The sequence below is a fragment of the Methylobacterium sp. EM32 genome, assembly GCF_040593685.1.
Taxonomy (GTDB): Bacteria; Pseudomonadota; Alphaproteobacteria; order Rhizobiales; family Beijerinckiaceae; genus Methylobacterium.
Window position 1 is genome coordinate 36,461 of record NZ_JBEXZS010000064.1, and the last position, 19,710, is coordinate 56,170.

Consider the following 19,710-nt stretch of genomic DNA (forward strand, 5'->3'; position numbering starts at 1 on the left):
CCCCACGTGAGTCGCCAGACCCCATGCCCACGATCCTCGGCGTCCCCATGCAGGCGCTCTTCGGCCAGCTCCTGCTCGGCCTCATCAACGGCTCGTTCTACGCCATCCTGTCGCTCGGGCTGGCGATCATCTTCGGGCTGTTGAACATCATCAACTTCACCCACGGCGCCCAGTACATGATGGGCGCCTTCGTCGCCTGGATGCTGCTGAACTACGCCGGCCTCGGCTACTGGTGGGCGCTGCTGCTGGCCCCGATCGTGGTCGGCATCTTCGGGGTGATCCTGGAGCGGCTCCTGATCTCGCGGCTCTACAAGCTCGATCACCTCTACGGCCTGCTCCTCACCTTCGGCCTGGCGCTGATCATCCAGGGCCTGTTCCGCAACGAGTACGGCGTGTCGGGCCTGCCCTACGCGATCCCCTCCGAGCTGTCGGGCGGCCAGCGCCTGCCCTTCATGTTCCTGCCGAACTACCGCGGCTGGGTCGTCGTCGCCTCGCTCGTCGTCTGCATCGCCACCTGGCTGGTGATCGAGAAGACCAAGCTCGGCGCGTACCTCCGGGCCGCGACCGAGAACCCGACCCTGGTCCAGGCCTTCGGGGTGAACGTGCCGCTGCTCCTCACGCTGACCTACGGCTTCGGCGTCGCGCTCGCCGCCTTCGCGGGCGTGCTCGCCGCGCCCGTCTATTCGGTGAACCCGAACATGGGCGCCGACATCATCATCGTGGTGTTCGCGGTCGTGGTGATCGGCGGCATGGGGTCGATCCTCGGCTCGATCGTCACCGGCTTCACCCTCGGGCTGATCGAGGGCCTGACCAAGGTGTTCTACCCGGAAGCCTCCTCGACCGTGATCTTCGTCATCATGGTGCTGGTGCTGCTGGTGAAGCCCGCCGGCCTGTTCGGCCGCACCGCCTGACCCGCCTCGCCTGAAGGAACGCGCCCATGTCCTCCGCCGCGGCGTCCACCGACGCCACCCCGATCGCCACCGCCCTGCCCGAGGGCCGGGACGCCAAGGCGTTCCACCGCCTCGTCTTCGTCATCATCGCGGTCCTGCTCGCGGTGCTGCCCTTCGTCTTGTATCCCGTCTTCCTGATGAAGGTTTTGTGCTTCGCGCTGTTCGCGCTGGCCTTCAACCTGCTGCTCGGCTACGGCGGCCTGCTCTCCTTCGGCCACGCCGCCTATTTCGGCATGGCGAGCTACGTCACCGCCTACACCGCCAAGGTCTGGGGCTTGACCCCGGAGCTCGCCATCCTCGGCGGCACCCTGATGGCGGCCTTGCTCGGCCTCGTCTTCGGGGCGCTCGCCATCCGGCGCCAGGGCATCTACTTCTCGATGATCACCCTGGCGCTCGCCCAGATGGTGTTCTTCTTCTCGCTCCAGGCGAAGTTCACCGGCGGCGAGGACGGCATCCAGGCGGTACCGCGCGGCCACCTGTTCGGGGTCATCAGCCTCGCCGACGACCGGGTGCTCTACGCCCTCGTCGCGGTGATCTTCTTCCTCGGGCTGCTCCTGATCTACCGCATCATCCACTCGCCGTTCGGGCAGGTGCTGAAGGCGATCCGCGACAACGAGCCGAGGGCGATCTCGCTCGGCTACCGCGCCAACCAGTACAAGCTCGCGGTCTTCGTGCTCTCGACCACGCTGGCGGGCCTCGCCGGCTCGACCAAGGCGATCGTGTTCCAGCTCGCCTCGCTGACCGACGTGCACTGGTCGATGTCGGGCGAGGTGGTGCTGATGACGCTGGTCGGCGGCATGGGCACGGTGTTCGGCCCGATCCTCGGCTCCTTCGTCATCATCGCGATGGAGAACTACCTGGCCCAGTTCGGCGCCTGGGTGACGATCATCCAGGGCTTCGTGTTCGTGATCTGCGTGCTGGTGTTCCGCGAGGGGATCCTGGGGCTCGTGGCGCGGACGCTGAAGCGGCCGCTCTAGCTACATCCGGGTTGGACCGAAGACGGCGCCGGTCCTGCGAGGGGCCGGCGCCGTTTTCATTTTTGACCCTTCGCTCCAGCTCGCTGACAGTACCTTTTCTCCGAAAGAGCCTGAAACCCTCCGCGTCATCCCGGGGCCGCGAAAGCGGAACCCGGGATCCATAACCGCTGACGGCTCAAGATAGAGCGGAACGCGAGTCGCTCTATTCTCCAACCTCAGCGGTTATGGATCCCGGGTTCTCGGCTGCGCCGAGCCCTGGGATGACGTAGAGATATAATCCGATCCACGGATGGTCGCCGCCATGGCATACTTCGTCTACATGATGGCGAGCGGACGGCATGGGACCCTGTATGTGGGTGTCACGAACAATATCGCCCGCCGCGTCTTCGAGCATCAGTCCAAGGCGAAGAACGGGTTTACCGCCCGCTACGACGTCGTTCGGCTCGTCTGGTACGAAGCCTACGACAGCATCAACGAGGCGATCACCCGTGAAAAATCTTTGAAGAAATGGCGGAGGGAGTGGAAGCTCCAGCTGATCGAGGACTTCAATCCGGGCTGGAGTGATCTCTATCCGACGTTGGCAGGCTTTTGACGTGGCCGACCGGGTTCCGTTCCCGCAACTGTCGCAGCTGTACCCTCGATGTCATCCCGGGGCTCGGCGAAGCCGAGAACCCGGGATCCATAACCGCTAACGTTTCAGGAAGAGGCGGAAAGCTGATCGCCTTGTCCGGCATCGTCCGCGGTTATGGATCCCGGGTTCCGCTGCGCGGCCCCGGGATGACATCGAGGGTGTCAGGCTCGTCGGGCGAACCGTCCACCCGAGCATTGGAACGGGAGGCTCCCCTCACCGCCCCCGCCCGTCCCGCCACTTCAGGAACTCCTGGTACAGCTGGTCGCGGTCGACCTCGCCCGCACCCCGGCGCTGGCCGAGGAACTGCGCCACCTCGCCGGGCGCCGCCGCGACCCGAGGGGCCGGAGCGATGCGGTTCTCCAGCCAATCCTTGGCCGCGGGGAAGCGGGGCCAGTCGGCGACCTCGGCGGTGAGGTTCACCTCGCGCCATTTCGGGTGCCGGGGGGCCTTGAGGAAGCTGTCGTACTGGCTGAAGAAGGCGTCGACGAAGCGGGCGATGCGGTTGTAGCGCTCGCTGCCCTTCGGCCAGTTATAGGCCGCCAGGATGGAGCCGACCGCGAGCGTGCGCACGGCGTTCCCCTCCGGCGCGAGGCGCGGATAGTCGGCGTGGGTCAGCTCGGCCGGCATGTAGCTCTCGGCGACGCCGCCCGCGAAGGGTACGTCGAGCAGGTGGAAGCGGTCGCCGCCCTGGAACTCGGCCAGCACCGCCACGGGCTTGGCGGCCACCGAGACCATGGCGGCGATCTCGCCCCGCTCCAGCATGCCGAGCGCCGTCGGCTGGTCGACATTGACCGGTTCGACCTCCAGGCTCAGGCCGGCGAACATCGCCCGGCCTGACGTGTCGGTGCCGCTGCCGCGCACGTCGAAGCTCACCTTCCGGCCGGCGAGCTGGCGGATGTCGGTGATCTCCCGCGCGGCCACGACGTGCAGCTCGTCGTTGAACAGCCGGGCGATGTAGGCGATGTGCGACTGGGCGTTGCCGACCCGCCTGTCCTTGCGCAGCTGGTCGAGGGTATCGGTGCGCACGAAGGCGATGTCGATCCCGCGCAGGTAACGCAGGTCGTAGGCGTTCTGCCCCGCGCCCTTGCCCATCACCGGCAGCACCCGCAGGTCCTTGACGCCGTCGAGCACGAAGGCGAGGTCGCTCGCCATGCGGAAATAGGTGCCGCCCGGCGTCCCCGAGATCACCGCCACGGTGTTGGCGTTGAGGTGGCTGCCGAGCGCCACGTCCTCGGCACTCTCCCGCGGGCCGGAGCCCTGCGCCCGCGGCTTCGGGGGGATGGCCCGGGCCGGCCGGGCCGGCGCCGGCGCGGCGGCGGGTGCGGGATCTGCGGGCTGCGCGCCGGCCTCGGGAGCGGTCCAGGGCAGCAGGAGGGCGAGCCAGAGCGCGGCGCGGCGGGTCATGCGGTGGTCTCCCCGTCCAAGCGTCATTCGCCGAAGTGGTCACCGGTTCGGCGGTGAAAACGATGCGAAAACAACACCCTCAGCAGAGCTGCACCTTGCCGCCCTGCTGAGGCGCGGATCACTCGCCGCCCCACGGGGCGGCGAGGGAGGGCACGAAGGGGGCCGGCAGGCCGGCCTGGCGGACCGGGTTGATCCAGCCTGGCTGCCCGCGATGCGCGGGGGCAGCCGGCGGCGCCTCCGCGGGGTCCCGGCTCGCGACCTCCTGGTTCGCCGAGCCCACGTCGAGCGGACCCTGATTCCCTTGCGCCTGGCGGTACAGGGCGCTCGCCTTCTCGGGATCGCCGCGCAGGCCGCGGACCTGCAGGGCGGCGAGCCGGTCGGGGTCGTAGGTCTCGGCGAGGAGCGCCGTGGCCTTCGCGCTGCCGCTGCGCACGCCGAGGGTGAGGAAGAGCCGCGCCCCGCTGATGTCGCCGCGCCCGAGCAGGACCGCGACCCGCGCCAGCAGGCGCTCCTCGTCGAGCGTCTCCGCGGCGCCCGCGCCCGCCGGCACCAGCACGGTCGAGGGCGGCGCTGCCGGCACGGCCGGGCCGGGGCGGGCCTGGAGAACCAGTGCGGGCTGGCGCGCCTTCGCGGCCCTGGACGCCGGGAGGCTGGCTTCGTCCCCGCGGTCGCGGCCGGCCTTCAGGCGGTCGAGGCGCCCGCGCGTCTCGGCGGCGACCCGCTCGGCGGCGAGCCGGCCCTGCTCGGCCCGGTCGCGGGCGCCGGCGGTCTGCGCCTCGCGGGCGACCGCCTCCGACTGGGCGACCTGGGCGGCGCGCAGCGCGACGGCGAGGCGGCGCAGGCCCGCCCGCATCATCGCCCGCTCCCGCGACGCGGCCTGGGCCTGCGCCTGGTGGGCGACCTGCGCGGCCTCGGCCGCGGTCTCCAGCACGGCGACGCGCCGGCGCGCCTCGGCGAGGGCCACCGCCAGCTGCTCGGACCGTGCCCGCTCCTCCGCGAGCGCCTGCCGACGCTCCTCCGCGACCTCCTCGGCGGCCCGGCGGGCCTCCTCGGCGGGCCCGGCCTGCGCCGTCGCACCGTCCGGCTCGTGCGCCTGCGCAGCCCGTGTCCGCAATTCTTCGACCTCGGCCCGGGCTGCGATCAGGTCGCGGCGCGCCGTCATCGCGGCGTCTGAGAGGGCGTTGGCGCGCGCCTCCTCCTGTTCCAGGCGCCGCCGGGCCGTGTCCGTCTCGGCCTCCGCCTGCCGCACCCGCCCCTCGGCCCGCCGCCGGACCTCGTCGAGGGCCTGCGTGTCCGCGCCGGCCCGCGCCGGCTCGGGGGTTTTGGGTGCCGTGCGGGCGGGATCGCCCGGCGGGCCCGCCGGGACGCCGACCCGACCGGCCTGGTCGCCCGTCGGACGGATCGACTCGGCCTCTTGTCGCGCCGGCTCCGCCGTTTGGCCGTTCCCTTGGCCGCCCCCTTGCCGGGCCAGGATGACGCGCGCCTGCATCTGGCGCGGCACGCCGGCCCGGTCGGCGTCGGAGACGTCGGTCCAGGCCTGGGCGGCGGGCGGGCGCGCCGCCGGCACGGATCCCGCCGGCGGCGGGCTTCCCTCGATCGTCAGCATCGCGCCGAGCACCCCCAGCGCCAGGCAACCTGCCAGGCCGAGCCAGAATTTCATGACGCGCCCCTCCGGCGTGAGCGGGCGGATCTCCACGGGGGAAAGACGCGCCGCCTCCTCGCGGCCGACATTGGGCCGTTGGGGCAGTCGGGAGCTATCTGCGCGATGGGGGGCGGTCGGGGGCGTTACCCTTCCCCGAAAGGCGTAAGCCGCACCTCCTCCTTTCGGATCAGGCGAGCGCCCGCCGGATCGCCGACCGGACCGGCTCCGGGGCCTCGAAGGGGAGGAAATGGGTGGTGCCCGGCACCGTCTCGACCGCGACCGATCCGCGGCTCTCGGCAAGCGCGCAGGTGCTGCCGGTCTCGGCCCGCAGGATGTCGGCCGGGCAGGACAGGCGGGCCAGCGCCCCCCAGGAATCGTGCCCTTGCGCCATGTAGCTCGACGCCTCCCAGGCCCCGGTGCAGGCGAGGGTCACGCCGTCCGGACCGTCCCGAAAACCGTCCGCGACGTAATCGGCGAGCGGCGCCTCCGGCCAGGTGCGGAACGCCCCGCGCCCGCGATAGGCCGCGAGCGCCGCCTCCCGGGACGGGAAGGTGCTGCGCCGCTTCAGGGCCCCGTCCGCGAGGCCGGGATGGCCCTCGCCGCGGCGCTCCGGCGGCGGGATCACCGGATCGAGGAGCACGAGGCGGCGCACCCGTTCCGGCCGCGCGGCGGCGGCGAGCAGCGAGGCGGTGCCGCCCATCGAGTGGCCGATCAGAACCAGCGGGGCCGCGTCGATCCGCTCCATGAGGGCGATCAGGTCGTCGGTGACGTCCTGCCAGTCGCTCCGCCCGGCGGGCTCCGCCGGCAGGGTGGTGCGGCCGTGGCCGCGATGGTCGTAGGCGAGGATCCGCCGGTCGGCGAGCGGCGCCAGCAGGCTGCGATAGGTGCGGGCGTTGAAGCCGTTGGCGTGCAGGAGGAGCGCGTCGAGGGGCCGGTCGGCCGGCCCGAATTCGAGCGCCGCGAGGTGCCCCCCGGCGGGGTCCCCGATGTCGATCGTCCGCCGCACGAGATCGCTGTCGCTCACGCCCTCATCCCCTTCGGTCGCGCCAGGGCGGTGCCGGCGGCGCCCAGCGCCATCAGCACCGCCGTGCCGAGGAAGACCGCCCGCATGCCGATATGCCCGCCAATGAGGCCGCCGAGCAGCGGCCCCACCACCTGCCCGACATATTGCGACGAGGTGGAATAGCCCAGCATCGTCCCGGCCACCCGGTCGGGCACCGAGTGGCGGATCACGCTGGCGATGCATGGCAGGAGGCCGCCGAGTGCCAGGCCCATGAGGAAGCGTAAGCCCACGAGCTGCCACTCGCTCGTCACCAGGGCCTGCGGCACCAGGAGCACCGCGGAGGCGGTCAGGCTTGCGGTGATGACGGTCCAGGGGCCGATCCGGTCGGCGAGGCGCCCGAGCCGCGGCGCCGACAGGATGCTGCCTAAGGCGGTCGCCGACATGGCGAGCCCCGCGACCAGGGTGACCCGGGCGGGATCGGGGGTGAGCTCGGCGACGTAGACGGTGATGATCGGCTCGACCGACATCACCGCCAGCATCAGCAGCATGCCGGTCGCCAGCATGGCGAGCGCCGGGCCCTTGTCCGGGATGCTGGCGAATCCGCCGCCCCCCCGGGCGGATTTCGGCGGGCGCGGCTCCTCGCGGATCAGGAACACCGTCGCCAGGAAGGCGAGGAAGATCACCCCGCCGGCGGCGAAGAAGGTGGCGCGGATGCCGATGACCGGCGGCAGCACCCCGCCGATCAGCGGCCCGACGAGGTTGCCCGCCATGATGCCCGAGGCCAGCGTCCCGAGCGCCCAGGCCGAGCGGTCCTTCGGCGTCTGCGTCGCGATCAGCACCGTCGAGCCCGAGGCGTAGCCGCCCAGCAGCCCCGCGAGCAGCCGCAGGCCCACGAGCTGCCAGACATCGCCCGCGAGCCCGATCAAGGACATCGCCACCGCCATGCCGAGGCTCGCCCGGATCAGCATCAGCTTGCGGCCGTAGAGGTCGGCGAGCCGCCCCCAGAGCGGCGCCACCAGGGCGGCGCTGAAGAAGGTCGCCCCGAACGCGACGCCGGACCATTGCACGATCGCCGCCTGGTCCTTGACACCCAGCTCCTCGACATAGAGCGGCAGGAACGGCAAGAGCAGCGTCATCGCCACGATGGTGGTGAAGGAGCCGAACACGCAGACCGCGAGGTTGCGCCGCCAATAGGCCTCCGCCGGCACCTCGGCCGGAGCCACGAGGCTGCTGTCGCGGGTCATCCTGGGTGTCCTCCTCCTCGTGCGTCCGCTGTAAAGACGCGGGTTCCCTCCTCTCCCCGCGGGCGGGGAGAGGGCTGCGTTCCCGTCCAGGGAACGCAGCAAGCGGAGGCGCAGCCGCAGCGGTGGTGAGGGGGGGCTTCCGGAGGAGCCCCAGCGGCGGCGCCCCCTCACCTTCGGCTGCCGCCTCGCTGCGTCCCCTGGACGGGGACGCATCGCCTCTCCCCGCCCGCGGGGAGAGGCGATGCGCGCAACTCGATCGTGAAGCGATAAGCCTCCCCGAGGAGAAGTCTCAGTCGCTCGTGCAGACTCGAATTTGGACCGTAGACGCGTCGCCGCCCGGCGCGAAGCCGCTACGGATGCGCGCCGTCATGCTCCCATGTCATGCCGACGGCCGCCACTCCGGCCAGGCCGTGACGCGGTGCACCAGGCGTCGGTCCCGCGCCACCTCGCCGAACGGCGCCAGGACCCACTCCCATTCGTGCGCCGCCGGCCCCGGATCGACCCCGTAGAGGAGGTCGATCCGCTCCACGACCCGCCCGTCCCGGTCCTCCTCGGTCTCGTCGCGGTCGGTGACGAGGCAGATGCGGGCCGGGAGTCCCGCCAGGGCGTCGAGATGGGCCGCGACGATGCGGCGCCCGAAGGCCTCCGGGTCGGTCCAGGGCCCGAGCCGGCCCGCCGCCTCGAGCCGCGCCACCGGCAGGATCGGCAGCTGCGACAGGAGGTTGGCCGAGACCACGAGGTCGGCCTCGCGGCAGACCGGCGGCAGAACCGGCCCGAACCCCTCCCCCCGGCCGAGCAGCAGGTCCCGCGTGCCGCTCAGGTCGTGGACGAGGCGCACGACGTTGCGGTGGCCTCGCGCCCGGAGGCGCCCCCGCCAGGGATGCACCGCATCGACCAGCACCACCCGCCGAAACGCGCCGGCGAGGTCGTTGATCGGCACGTCGTCGAGGAGGCCCGAGCCCAGCACCACGGCGGTGTCGCGCCGGGGCAAGTCGTCCACCGCCGCCCGCACCGCGTCCTTCGCCGCCGCGAGGTGCGGCGCCCAGGCCGCCCGGCAGCGCCGCGAGCGCGAGGCGAGCCGCACGCTGTCGCCGGCATAGCCGAGGCGCCGTGCCGCCAGCGAGGCCGGCTGGACGAGCCAGTGCAGGAGATCGACGAGCACTCGATCAGCGCCCAATCGCGTGGCAATCGGGCGCTGATCGAGATCCCTGATTGTGCCGCATTGTCTTCGCCCAACCGGAGGCCACTTGGTCGGACAATGCCCTAAAGCCCGCCGGCCTCCACCACGAACCGCGCCACCGCCTCGACGCCGTCGCCGTGGCGCAGGGACGCGAACACGTAGGGGCGCTGGCCCCGCATGCGCTTGGTGTCCTCCTCCATAACCCCTAGATCGGCGCCGACGAGGGGTGCGAGGTCGGTCTTGTTGATGACGAGCAGGTCCGAGCGGGTGATGCCGGGGCCGCCTTTCCGCGGGATCTTCTCCCCGCCGGCGACGTCGATGACGTAGATCGTCAGGTCGGCGAGCTCCGGCGAGAAGGTGGCCGCGAGGTTGTCGCCGCCGGATTCGAGCAGCACCAGGTCGAGGGCGGGGAAGCGCCGACGCATCTCCGCCACCGCCGCGAGGTTGATCGAGGCGTCCTCGCGGATCGCTGTGTGCGGGCAGCCGCCGGTCTCGACGCCCATGATGCGCTCTTCGTCCAGGGCGCCGGCCACGGTGAGGAGGCGCGCATCCTCCTTGGTGTAGATGTCGTTGGTGATGGCACAAAGGTCGTAGCGCTCGCGCAGAGCCTTGCACAGGCCCTCCATCAGGGCGGTCTTGCCTGACCCGACCGGGCCGCCGATGCCGACCCGCAAAGGTCCATGAGTGGACGTCATGGTGTGTTCGATCTCCGTGAGAATCAGTACAGCCGCCCGCCATTCGGCACCGGCCGCTCGGGCGCGATCAGCACCACGGCGCCCTCCCCGTCCGGCACCCCGAGGGTCAGGACCTCGGAGCGCACCGGGCCGACTTGGCGTGGGGGCAGGTTGACGACGCAGAGCACCTGCCGGCCGATCAGGGCTTCGGGCGCATAATGCACCGTCACCTGGGCGGAGGATTTTTTGAGGCCGAGCCCCTCGCCGAGATCGATGACGAGGCGATAGGCCGGCCGTCGCGCCTGCGGGATCGGCGCCGCCTCGACGATGGTGCCGACCCGCACGTCGAGTTTCAGGAAGTCGTCGATGGCGATCGGGGCCGGCGGCTGGGTCTCGTCCATGGGGTGTCCGGATTCGAGGAACGGTTCGCCGCAATCCCTAGCCCAGCGGGCGCGACCCGGCGAGCCGGCTCCTCACCCCACCGACATCGTCAGCGGCGGCTGCACCTCCGCCGGCAGCGGCGAGACGTAGCCCTCGGGACCCGTGCGGGCCTTCAGGTCCGCCTTCGCGGCCTCGCGCAAGCCTTCATCGGTCGCGAGCCGGGCGCCGAGCGCCGCCATGGCTTTGGCCACCTGCACCATCGCCTTGTGGGCCGCCGGTGTCTTGCCCTGAGCCACCACCTGCCAGGTGTGGAACGGCGTGCCGACCGCCACCGTGGGGGCGTGGGCCTGGACCGTCGGCACTACCCAGCTGACGTCGCCGACATCGGTCGAGCCGATCGCCGGGTTGCGGCGGGCGTCCAGCGGCACCAGGAAGTCGGCGAGCGGCGCGTCGGTCACCGGCAGCCCGATGGTGCGGTAGACCGCCGCGATGTCCTGCGGCGTCAGCGTGCCCTGGATCTCACGGGCGAAGGCGCGGTCGGCCTCGTCGAAATGGGGCGTGCCGAGATCCTCCATCACCCCGTGCAGGGCTTCCTCCAGCGGAGTATTGCCGACGAGGTTCGAGACCGCGCTGACGATGCGCATCTCCATCTGGGTCTCGGTCATCAGCGCGGCGCCCTCGGCGATCTTGCGCACGCGGGAGACGAGGTCGCGCATGCCCGGCAGGTCGCGGGCGCGGATCGAGTAGCGCACCCGGGCATGAGCCTGGACGACGTTGGGGGCGATGCCGCCGGTCTCGAGATAGGCGTAATGCACCCGCGCGTCGCTCGGCATGTGCTCGCGCATGTAGTTGACGCCGACATTCATCAGCTCGACCGCGTCGAGGGCCGAGCGCCCGAGATGCGGGGCGGCGGCCGCGTGCGAGGCGCGGCCGGTGAACACGAAATCGGCCCGGGTGTTGGCCAGCGAGAGCGGCGGCGTGACCTCCCAGAAACTCGACGGGTGCCAGGTCACGGCGGCGTCGGCATCCTTAAACAGGCCCTCGCGGACCATGAAGGCCTTGGCGGCGCCGCCCTCCTCCGCCGGGCAGCCGTAGTAGCGCACGCGGCCGGGCAGTCCGGATTCCGCGAGCCAGTCCTTCATCGCGGTCGCGGCCAGCAGTGCCGCCGAGCCGAGCAGGTTGTGCCCGCAGCCGTGGCCGTGGCCGCCGGCCTCGATCGGCGTGTGGGCGGCGACCCCCGCCTCCTGGCTCAGGCCCGGCAGCGCGTCGTACTCGCCGAGGAAGGCGATGACCGGGCCGCCCTCCCCGGCCTCGCCGATCACCGCGGTCGGGATGCCGGCCGCTCCTTCCGTCACGCGAAAGCCCTGGTGGCGCAGTTCGGCGGCATGGGCCGCGGCCGAGCGCGCTTCGGTGTAGCAGACCTCCGGGGTGCCCCAGACCTCGTCGGAGAGGGCGATCAGCCGATCCTTGTGGGCGTCGACCTGGCGCCAGACGGCGTTGCGGTTGTCCATGGGGTTCCTCCTGGGCGCAGCCATTGGGCCGCCTTCTACCCTTGAGCCTCATGCAGGTGTCCTGCCGGCTCAAGCGCGGCGGGAGCGGACGTGGGGCGCACGGCTGGAATAGCTCAAGCGCTGACTGGGTCGCACATAAATGGCCCAGGCTTTGCCTATCGCTGTCTCGTTAGCGCTGACAACTGGTGCTGATTTTTATGCAGCCGCTTGTAAGGACATGCGGCGGGCGCGATGCTGAGGCCGCCAGAGGCCAGCCAGAAGGGTGTTTGTCGATGACCGAGCGTGGCGTGACCGAGCATGACCTGCGCACCCTGATCGGCGAGGTGAAGGACGGAAGCCTGTCGCGGCGCAGCTTCGTGCGCCGGATGCTGGCGCTCGGCCTCACCGCCCCGATGGCCGGGATGATGCTGGCCCAGAACGGCGTCGCCTTCGCGGCGAACCCGTTGCGCGACGCCTACAAGCCGGCCAAGGCCGGCGGCGGCGGGCCGCTGAAGCTCCTGTTCTGGCAGGCCGCGACCCTGATCAACCCGCACTTCGCCATCGGCACCAAGGATCAGGAGGGCTCGCGCATCTTCTACGAGCCGCTGGCGGCCTGGGACGCCGACGGCAATCTCTTCCCGATCCTGGCGGCCGAGATCCCTTCGAAGGAGAATGGCGGCGTCGCCGCGGACGGTCTCTCGGTGACCTGGAAACTCAAGCCGAACGTGAAGTGGCACGACGGCAAGCCCTTCACCGCCGACGACGTGGTGTTCACGGCGGAATACGCCGCCAACCCGGCGACGGCCGCGGTCACCGGCGGCAGCTACGTCAACGTCAAGGTCGCGAAGGTCGACGACCTGACGGTGAAGCTGACCTTCAAGGAGCCGACGCCGTTCTGGGCCGACGCCTTCGTGTCCAGCGCCGGGATGATCATCCCCAAGCACGTCTTCGCGGATTACGCCGGCGACAAGTCCCGCGACGCGCCGGCGAACCTCGCCCCGGTCGGCACCGGCCCCTACAAGTTCAGCGAGTTCCGCCCCGGCGACATCCTGCGCGGCGTGCGCAACCCGGATTACCACGTGCCGAATCGGCCGTTCTTCGACTCGATCGAGATGAAGGGCGGCGGCGACGCGGTCTCGGCCGCCCGCGCGGTGCTGCAGACCGGCGAGTACGACTATGCCTGGAACATGCAGGTCGAGGACGAGATCCTCAAGCGGCTCGAAGCCGAGGGCAAGGGCCGGGTCAAGATGGATTACGGCGGCAACCTCGAATTCCTGCTGCTGAACGCCACCGACCCGAACGTCGAGGTCGACGGCGAGCGCGCCTCGCTCAAGACCAAGCACCCGGCCTTCTCCGATCCGGCGGTGCGCAAGGCCATGAACCTGCTCGTCAACCGGGCGGCGATCCAGCAATTCATCTACGGCCGCACGGGGCGGGCCACCGCCAACGTCTTCAACGGCCCGGCCCCGTTCGTCTCGAAGAACACCTCCTTCGCCTTCGAGCCCGACAAGGCGGCGCAGATCCTCGAAGACGCCGGCTGGAAGAAGGGCGGCGACGGCATCCGCGCCAAGGACGGCAAGAAGCTGAAATTCGTCTTCCAGACCTCGATCAACGCGCCGCGCCAGAAGACCCAAGCCATCATCAAGCAGGCCGCTCAGAAGGCCGGCATCGACATGGAGCTGAAGTCGGTCCCCGGCTCGGTGTTCTTCTCCTCCGACGTAGCGAACCCGGATACCTATCCGCATTTCTACGCCGACATGGAGATGTATACCTGGAACATGACCCAGGCCGATCCGGCGGTGTTCGCGCTGCAATACGTGTCGTGGGAGGCCGCCACCAAGGCCAACAAGTGGCAGGGCCGCAACATCTGCCGGATGCAGAACCCGGAGGTCGATGCCGCCTACAAGCAGGCGCAGGGCGAGCTCGATCTCGTCAAGCGCGCCGCCCTGTTCGTCAAGATGAACGACCTGGTGGTGGCCGACTACGTCCTGCCGCTGCTCCACCGTGCCCAGGTCTCGGCGATCAACGGCAAGCTCGAGGCGCCCGCGAGCGGCTGGGACAACTCGCTGGCCTTCCTGGCCGAGTGGTACAAGCAGGCGTAACGATCACCCGATGGGAGCCTACCTCCTCCGCCGCCTCCTCATCGCGATCCCGAGCCTGCTCGGGATCAGCCTGATCCTGTTCACCGTGCTGGCGCTGGCGCCGGGCGACCCCTTCGGCGAGCTCGCCACCAACCCCAACGTGCCGCCGGAGGTGCGCGAGGCCCTGCGGCTGAAATTCGGCCTCGATGACCCGATCCTGGTGCGCTACCTGCACTGGCTGACGGCGATGCTCCAGGGCGACTGGGGCTTCTCCTTCGCCAGCCGGGTCAACGTCGACGAGCTGATCCTGCAGCGCCTGCCGACCACGCTCTTCGTGGTCGGCTCGTCGCAGGTGCTGGCGCTGCTGATCGCCGTGCCGGTCGGCATCCTGGCGGCGATCCGGCCCTACTCGGTCTTCGACCAGGTGGCGAACACGCTGGCCTTCGTCGGCTTCTCGCTGCCGACCTTCTTCACCGGCCTCCTGTTCATCCTGCTGTTCAGCCTCACCCTCGACTGGCTGCCCTTCGTCTACCAGGCCGACATATCGGCGACGGGCTGGCGCTGGGCCTGGGAGCATGTCCGGCAGGCGATCATGCCGGTCTGCGTGCTCGGCTTCTTCCAGGCCGCGTCCTACACCCGCTACGTCCGTGCCTCGGTGCTCGACGTGGCGCGCCTCGACTACGTCACCACCGCCCGGGCCAAGGGCCTGTCGGACGGCACCGTCACGGTCCGCCACATCGCCCGCAACGCGCTGATCCCGGTCGTGACGCTGGTGGCGCTCCAGATCCCGGCGGTGTTCGGCGGCGCCATCGTCACCGAGCAGATCTTTCGCATCCCCGGGATCGGCTCGCTCCTCATCAACGCGATGCTCGCCAACGACACGCCGGTGGTGATGGCCGTCACCTTCGTGTTCGCCTGCCTCGTCGTCCTGTTCAACCTCGTCGCGGACCTCCTCTATGGCTGGCTCGACCCTCGCATCTCCTACCGCTGAGGCGGGGCCGGCCCCCGCTCCGGCGGCCTCGGGGCGGGACACCTGGCGGCGCTTCCGCCGCCACCGCCTCGCGGTCGTCAGCGTCGGGGTGCTGGGCCTGCTCGTGCTCGCGGTCCTCGTCGGCGGCTGGGTCTGGCCGGTGGCGATCGACGAGATCGACTTCGCGGCGACGCTCCAGGGCCCGTCCTGGGCCCACCCGCTCGGCACCGACGACCTCGGCCAGGACCTGCTCGCCCGGATGATCTACGGCGGGCGGATCTCGCTCGCCGTCGGCTTCGCCGCGATGGTGGTGGCGACCTTCGTCGGCGTGCTGGTCGGCGCGCTCGCCGGCATGTCGCGCCGCTTCCTCGATCCGGTGCTGATGTGGCTGACCGACCTGTTCCTGTCGCTGCCGCAGCTGCCGCTCCTGCTCTTGATCATCTACCTGTTCCGCGACCAGCTGAAGCAGCTCTTCGGGGTCGAGGGCGGCGTGTTCGTGATGATCGTCGCGGTCATCGGCGGCCTGCGCTGGATGCCGGTGGCGCGGCTGGTGCGGGCGCAGTTCCTGTCCCTGCGCGAGAAGGAGTTCGTCGAGGCGGCGCGCTCGCAGGGCGCGACCGCCTGGCACCTCGTCACCCGCCACATCCTGCCGAACGCGCTGGGTCCGGTGATCGTCGCGGCGACGATCGAGGTGTCGTCCGCGATCATCGCCGAATCGACCCTGTCGTTCCTGGGCCTCGGTTTCCCGCCGGACATCCCGACCTGGGGCCGGCTCCTCTACGACGCCAAGGACCACCTCGACGTGGCGCCGCACTGGGCGCTTTTTCCGGGCGCCGCAATTTTTTTGACCGTCCTGTCGATCAACTTCATCGGCGACGGGCTTCGCGACGCCCTCGACCCGCGGCGGGTGCTGTGAGGGCAGACGATCCGCTCATTCCAACTCTGGACCTCATCCTGAGGTGTCAGTCGATCGAGAATCGACTGACCTCGAAGGAGGGCTCCAGAAGGCTCCGCGTTTCCTGGAGCCCTCCTTCGAGGCTCCCGTTGGTCGCACCTCAGGATGAGGTCGCGGGCGGGACGATGCATCCGCAGGGTAATCCGCGATGACCACCCCGATCCTCTCGGTCCAGGACCTCACCGTCGCGTTCCGCTCCGAGCAGGCTTGGCGCCCGGTGGTGCACGGCGTCTCGTTCGAGATCGGCCCCAAGGAGACGGTCGCGCTGGTGGGCGAATCCGGGTCGGGCAAGAGCGTCACCGCGCTCTCGATCATGCGGCTCACCCCCCGCGACGCGACCCGCACCGGCGGCCGGGTGCTGCTGGAGGGCCGCGACCTGCTGCGCCTGCCCGATGCCGAGATGCGCCGGATCCGCGGCGACGACGTCGCGATGATCTTCCAGGAGCCGATGACGAGCCTCAACCCGGTGCTCACCGTCGGCTTCCAGATCGGCGAGGCGCTGCGGCTCCACCGCGGCCTGTCGCGCGCCGAGGCCGAGGCCGAGACGGTGCGCCTCTTCGACAAGGTGCGGATCCCGGCCGCCGCCTCGCGGGTGCACGATTACCCGCACCGCTTCTCCGGCGGCATGCGCCAGCGGGTGATGATCGCGATGGCGCTCGCCTGCCGGCCGAAACTCCTCATCGCCGACGAGCCGACCACGGCCCTCGACGTCACCATCCAGGCCCAGATCCTCGACCTGATCAAGCTCCTCCAGGAGGAGGAGGGCATGTCGGTCCTGTTCATCACCCACGACATGGGGGTGGTGGCCGAGATCGCCGACCGCACCGTGGTGATGGTCGACGGGCGCGCCGTCGAGACGGGCGCCACCGAGCAGATCTTCCGCCGCCCGACCCATCCCTACAGCCGCGCGCTGCTCGCCGCCGTGCCGACGCTCGGGGCGATGAAGGGGCAGCCGCACCCGGCCCGCTTCCCGATCGTCGACCGCGCCACCGGCGAGCCCGAGGCGGCCGTGCCGCTGCCCGACACGGTGCGCGAGGGCGCGCGCCCGGTGCTGGAGGTGAAGGGCCTGACCACCCGGTTCGACATCCGCGGCGGCCTGCTCTCGCGGGTGCGCGGCCGGGTCCACGCGGTCGAGAACGTCTCCTTCGCGGTGCGCGAGGGCGAGACCCTGGCCCTCGTCGGCGAATCGGGCTGCGGCAAGTCGACCACCGGCCGCTCGGTGCTGCGGCTGATCGAGCCGGTCGCCGGCTCGGTGCTCCTCGACGGCGAGGACGTGCTCGGCCTCTCGCCCGCCGCGCTCCGCGCCTGCCGACGGCGGATGCAGATGATCTTCCAAGATCCCTTCGCCAGCCTCGATCCGCGCATGAGCGTGGGGGCGGCGATCGCCGAGCCGCTGCTGATCAACCGCCTGTGCTCCCGGGCTCAGGCCCGCGAGCGCGCCGCCGACCTGCTGCGCCGGGTCGGGCTCAAGCCCGAGATGGCGAGCCGCTTCCCGCACGAATTCTCCGGCGGCCAGCGCCAGCGCATCTGCATCGCCCGCACGCTGGCGCTGGAGCCGCGGCTGATCGTGGCCGACGAGTCGGTCTCGGCCCTCGACGTCTCGGTGAAGGCGCAGGTGGTGAACCTGATGCTCGACCTGCAGGCCTCGCTCGGCCTCGCCTACCTGTTCATCTCGCACGACATGGCGGTGGTGGAGCGGGTGAGCCACCGGGTCGCCGTGATGTATCTCGGCGAGATCGTCGAGATCGGCCCCCGCGCGGCGATCTTCGGCGCGCCCCAGCACCCCTACACCAAGAAGCTGATCGCCGCCGTGCCGGTCCCCGATCCGGGCCGCCGGCGCCAGCTCCACGCGGTGCGCAGCGACGAGATCAAGAGCCCGATCCGCCCGGTCGACTACGTGCCGCCCGAGCGCCTCTACCGCGAGGTCTCGCCCGGGCACGTGGTGCAGGTCTGGGGATCGGAATGGGAGGCGCCGGCGGGCGGGATGGCGGCGGTGGCGTGAGGGCCCCGCTCCCTCCGCCCTTGTCCCTCTGCCCTTGCGAGAGCGATCCGGCACCCCATCTCGTCGGCTCGTGCCGGAGGGAGCCCCGATGTTCGACGCCAAGCGCCTGCTCGACCAGTTCCTCGGCGGCGGGCCGAGAGGGGGATATTCCGGCGGCTATCCCGGCCAAGGCTCCCACGGCCACGCGCCCTCTCCCCTCGATCAGGTCGCCCGCTCCCTCGGCGGTGGCGGCGGCAAGGCGGCGATCCTCGGCGGCCTCGCCTCGCTGGTCCTCGGCGGACGCCGCAGCCAAGGTGGGTTCGGCTCAGGCTTCGGCGCGCCGGGCATGGGCATGGGATCCACCGGCCGCCTCGGCGGCCTCGCGTTGATCGGCACCCTCGCCTACCAGGCCTACCAGAGCTGGCAAGCGAACCAGGGCCAGCCGAACCAGGGCCAGCGCGGATCCACTCCGCCTCGGCCCAGCGGCTTCATCCCCTCCGCCGACGAGGCGGCCCGGATGCTCGGCGGCACGCGCTTCGCGCCGTCCTCCCCGGCCGACGAGCAGGACCGGGCCCGCGCCCTCCTGATCGCGATGATCACCGCCGCCAAGGCCGACGGCCACATCGATCCGGAGGAGCAGGGCCGCATTTTCGGCGAGATGGACCGCCATGCCCTGGATGCCGACGACAAGGCCTTCCTGATGGACGCCCTGCGCGCGCCGGTCGACGTCGAGGCGGTGGCGCGCCTCGCCCGCAATCCCGAGCAGGCGAGCGAGATCTACGCCGCCTCCGTGATGGCGGTCACCGTCGATACGCCGCAGGAACGGGCGTATCTCGACCATCTCGCCCGGCGACTCGGGCTCGATCCGGGCTTCGCGCGCCACATCGAAGCCACGCTCACCGCGGCGTCTTCGCAAAGGTGAACACTTCGTTACGGCCGTTAACCATTCGCTAACCATCGGACGTGCCTGATGGGCTGGTAACGAGTCGTAAAGACGTGACCAGCCAGACCCAAACCCGCCCGCCGATCCGCTTCCGTGGCCGCTCGTTCCTGGCGGTCGTGTTAGCCCCAGAGGCGCCGATCGAGGATTGGCTCGCCGACCTCGACGCCCTTGCCAAGCGCTCTCCGGCGTTCTTCGCCGGCCGCGCCGTGATCCTCGACGTGACGGCCCTGGCGCCGAGCCGGGACGCGCTCCACGGCTTGGTGGCCGCCCTGAACGAGCGCGAGATCCCCATCATGGGTATCGAGGGCGCCCGGGCGGGCTCGCTCGGGCCCGGGATGCCGCCGCCGCTCAATGGCGGCCGGCCCTCCGGCGAGGTGGCGATGCCCGGCGAGGCGCCGGCCGCCGCGCCGGTCGAGCGGGTGACGGGCGCGAAGTCGCTGATGCTGGAGAGCCCCGTGCGCTCCGGCCAGGCGATCCTCTTCCCCGAGGGCGACGTGACCGTGATGGGCTCGGTGGCCTCGGGCGCCGAGATCATCGCCGGCGGCTCGATCCACATCTACGGGGCGCTGCGGGGCCGCGCCATCGCGGGGGCCGCCGGCGCGCCGGGCGCCCGCATCTTCTGCCGCAAGTTCGAGCCCGAGCTGCTCGCGATCGACGGACTCTACCGCATCGCCGACGACATCGACCCGAGCTTGCGGGGCCGTGCCGTCCAGGTCTGGCTCGACGGCGACACGATGCGCACCGCCGCCCTCGACTAGAGCATTTTCCGACGAAGTGGACACCGGTTCGTCGAAGAAAATGCGGCAAAATCAAAGACCTAGAGAGCTTCGCGATGGCAGCGCGATCGTGAAGCGCTCTAGAGCCACCGTCGTCACCGCTCCGGGGGCCCCGCGGCAACGATCCGCGGACGGGGCGAAACTCAAGAAAACACACGCAGCGGCCGCGCGGGCCGCGACTTCCGAACAGCAAGGTTAAGGGGAACCCATGGCCAAAGTCATCGTGGTAACATCCGGCAAGGGAGGGGTGGGCAAGACCACCACGACGGCGGCTTTGGGCGCGGCCCTGGCCCGGACCGGACAGAGAGTCTGCGTCGTCGATTTCGACGTGGGCCTGCGCAACCTCGACCTCATCATGGGCGCCGAGCGCCGGGTGGTCTACGACCTCATCAACGTCGTCCAGGGCGATGCCAAGCTCCCTCAGGCGC

The 19,710-nt window shown here is 70.8% G+C and carries 18 protein-coding genes; 10 read left to right on the top strand and 8 right to left on the bottom strand.

Going from position 1 to position 19,710, the window contains the following annotated elements; all coding sequences use genetic code 11:
* The first annotated feature begins 23 nt into the window (after window positions 1-23).
* From ABZT49_RS09740 to ABZT49_RS09750, 3 genes are all read left to right on the top strand, one after another.
* On the top strand, window positions 24-911 hold the full coding sequence (locus ABZT49_RS09740) for a branched-chain amino acid ABC transporter permease (protein ID WP_093569944.1): 888 nt from the start codon (window positions 24-26) through the stop codon (window positions 909-911).
* Window positions 912-937: 26 nt separating this feature from the next.
* Window positions 938-1,927: a branched-chain amino acid ABC transporter permease gene (locus ABZT49_RS09745; protein ID WP_355285731.1), complete on the top strand. Its 990-nt coding sequence runs from the start codon at window positions 938-940 to the stop codon at window positions 1,925-1,927.
* A gap of 301 nt (window positions 1,928-2,228) precedes the next feature.
* Complete coding sequence (locus ABZT49_RS09750) at window positions 2,229-2,519, top strand: GIY-YIG nuclease family protein (protein ID WP_355285754.1); 291 nt, start codon at window positions 2,229-2,231, stop codon at window positions 2,517-2,519.
* A 252-nt stretch (window positions 2,520-2,771) separates the two neighbouring features.
* On the opposite strand, the gene ABZT49_RS09755 is transcribed toward ABZT49_RS09750, so the two are convergent.
* The 8 genes from ABZT49_RS09755 to ABZT49_RS09790 all read right to left on the bottom strand — a co-directional run bounded on the left by ABZT49_RS09755 (window position 2,772) and on the right by ABZT49_RS09790 (window position 11,597).
* Window positions 2,772-3,962 carry a TAXI family TRAP transporter solute-binding subunit gene (locus ABZT49_RS09755; protein WP_355285732.1) on the bottom strand — a complete coding sequence of 397 codons (1,191 nt, stop codon included), beginning with the start codon at window positions 3,960-3,962 and terminating at the stop codon, window positions 2,772-2,774.
* Between the two features lie 118 nt (window positions 3,963-4,080).
* The gene (locus ABZT49_RS09760; RefSeq protein WP_355285734.1) at window positions 4,081-5,622 is read right to left on the bottom strand and encodes a hypothetical protein; all 1,542 of its coding nucleotides are present in this window, start codon (window positions 5,620-5,622) and stop codon (window positions 4,081-4,083) included.
* A gap of 169 nt (window positions 5,623-5,791) precedes the next feature.
* Window positions 5,792-6,628 carry an alpha/beta hydrolase gene (locus ABZT49_RS09765; RefSeq protein WP_355285736.1) on the bottom strand — a complete coding sequence of 279 codons (837 nt, stop codon included), beginning with the start codon at window positions 6,626-6,628 and terminating at the stop codon, window positions 5,792-5,794.
* The gene (locus tag ABZT49_RS09770; protein WP_355285737.1) at window positions 6,625-7,851 is read right to left on the bottom strand and encodes an MFS transporter; all 1,227 of its coding nucleotides are present in this window, start codon (window positions 7,849-7,851) and stop codon (window positions 6,625-6,627) included. Before ABZT49_RS09770 ends, ABZT49_RS09765 begins: the two co-directional genes overlap by 4 nt.
* Before the next feature lie 379 nt (window positions 7,852-8,230).
* Entirely contained in the window at window positions 8,231-9,013 is a 783-nt protein-coding gene (locus ABZT49_RS09775; protein ID WP_355285739.1) for a hypothetical protein, read from the bottom strand.
* A 101-nt stretch (window positions 9,014-9,114) separates the two neighbouring features.
* On the bottom strand, window positions 9,115-9,726 hold the full coding sequence (gene ureG, locus ABZT49_RS09780; RefSeq protein ID WP_355285740.1) for an urease accessory protein UreG: 612 nt from the start codon (window positions 9,724-9,726) through the stop codon (window positions 9,115-9,117).
* A gap of 23 nt (window positions 9,727-9,749) precedes the next feature.
* A complete protein-coding gene (locus tag ABZT49_RS09785) occupies window positions 9,750-10,106 on the bottom strand; it encodes a tRNA-binding protein (protein WP_355285742.1) in 357 nt (118 codons plus the stop codon).
* 72 nt (window positions 10,107-10,178) lie between these two features.
* Window positions 10,179-11,597, bottom strand: coding sequence for a M20 family metallopeptidase (locus ABZT49_RS09790; RefSeq protein ID WP_355285744.1), 1,419 nt, complete (start codon window positions 11,595-11,597; stop codon window positions 10,179-10,181).
* A 287-nt stretch (window positions 11,598-11,884) separates the two neighbouring features.
* On the opposite strand from ABZT49_RS09790, the gene ABZT49_RS09795 reads away from it, so the two are divergent.
* The 7 genes from ABZT49_RS09795 to ABZT49_RS09825 all read left to right on the top strand — a co-directional run.
* The gene (locus ABZT49_RS09795; protein ID WP_355285756.1) at window positions 11,885-13,678 is read left to right on the top strand and encodes a peptide ABC transporter substrate-binding protein; all 1,794 of its coding nucleotides are present in this window, start codon (window positions 11,885-11,887) and stop codon (window positions 13,676-13,678) included.
* Between the two features lie 10 nt (window positions 13,679-13,688).
* Window positions 13,689-14,648, top strand: a complete 960-nt coding sequence (locus ABZT49_RS09800; RefSeq protein WP_093569959.1) for an ABC transporter permease — start codon at window positions 13,689-13,691, stop codon at window positions 14,646-14,648.
* The gene (locus tag ABZT49_RS09805) at window positions 14,614-15,543 is read left to right on the top strand and encodes an ABC transporter permease (RefSeq protein ID WP_093569960.1); all 930 of its coding nucleotides are present in this window, start codon (window positions 14,614-14,616) and stop codon (window positions 15,541-15,543) included. Before ABZT49_RS09800 ends, ABZT49_RS09805 begins: the two co-directional genes overlap by 35 nt.
* A 187-nt stretch (window positions 15,544-15,730) precedes the next feature.
* Entirely contained in the window at window positions 15,731-17,584 is a 1,854-nt protein-coding gene (locus ABZT49_RS09810; RefSeq protein ID WP_355285746.1) for an ABC transporter ATP-binding protein, read from the top strand.
* A gap of 88 nt (window positions 17,585-17,672) precedes the next feature.
* Window positions 17,673-18,485, top strand: a complete 813-nt coding sequence (locus ABZT49_RS09815) for a tellurite resistance TerB family protein (RefSeq protein ID WP_355285748.1) — start codon at window positions 17,673-17,675, stop codon at window positions 18,483-18,485.
* Between the two features lie 74 nt (window positions 18,486-18,559).
* A complete protein-coding gene (minC, locus tag ABZT49_RS09820; RefSeq protein ID WP_355285750.1) occupies window positions 18,560-19,264 on the top strand; it encodes a septum site-determining protein MinC in 705 nt (234 codons plus the stop codon).
* Between the two features lie 226 nt (window positions 19,265-19,490).
* Window positions 19,491-19,710 (top strand): P-loop NTPase (locus ABZT49_RS09825; RefSeq protein WP_355285752.1); only part of this gene is annotated, 220 nt, incomplete at its 3' end.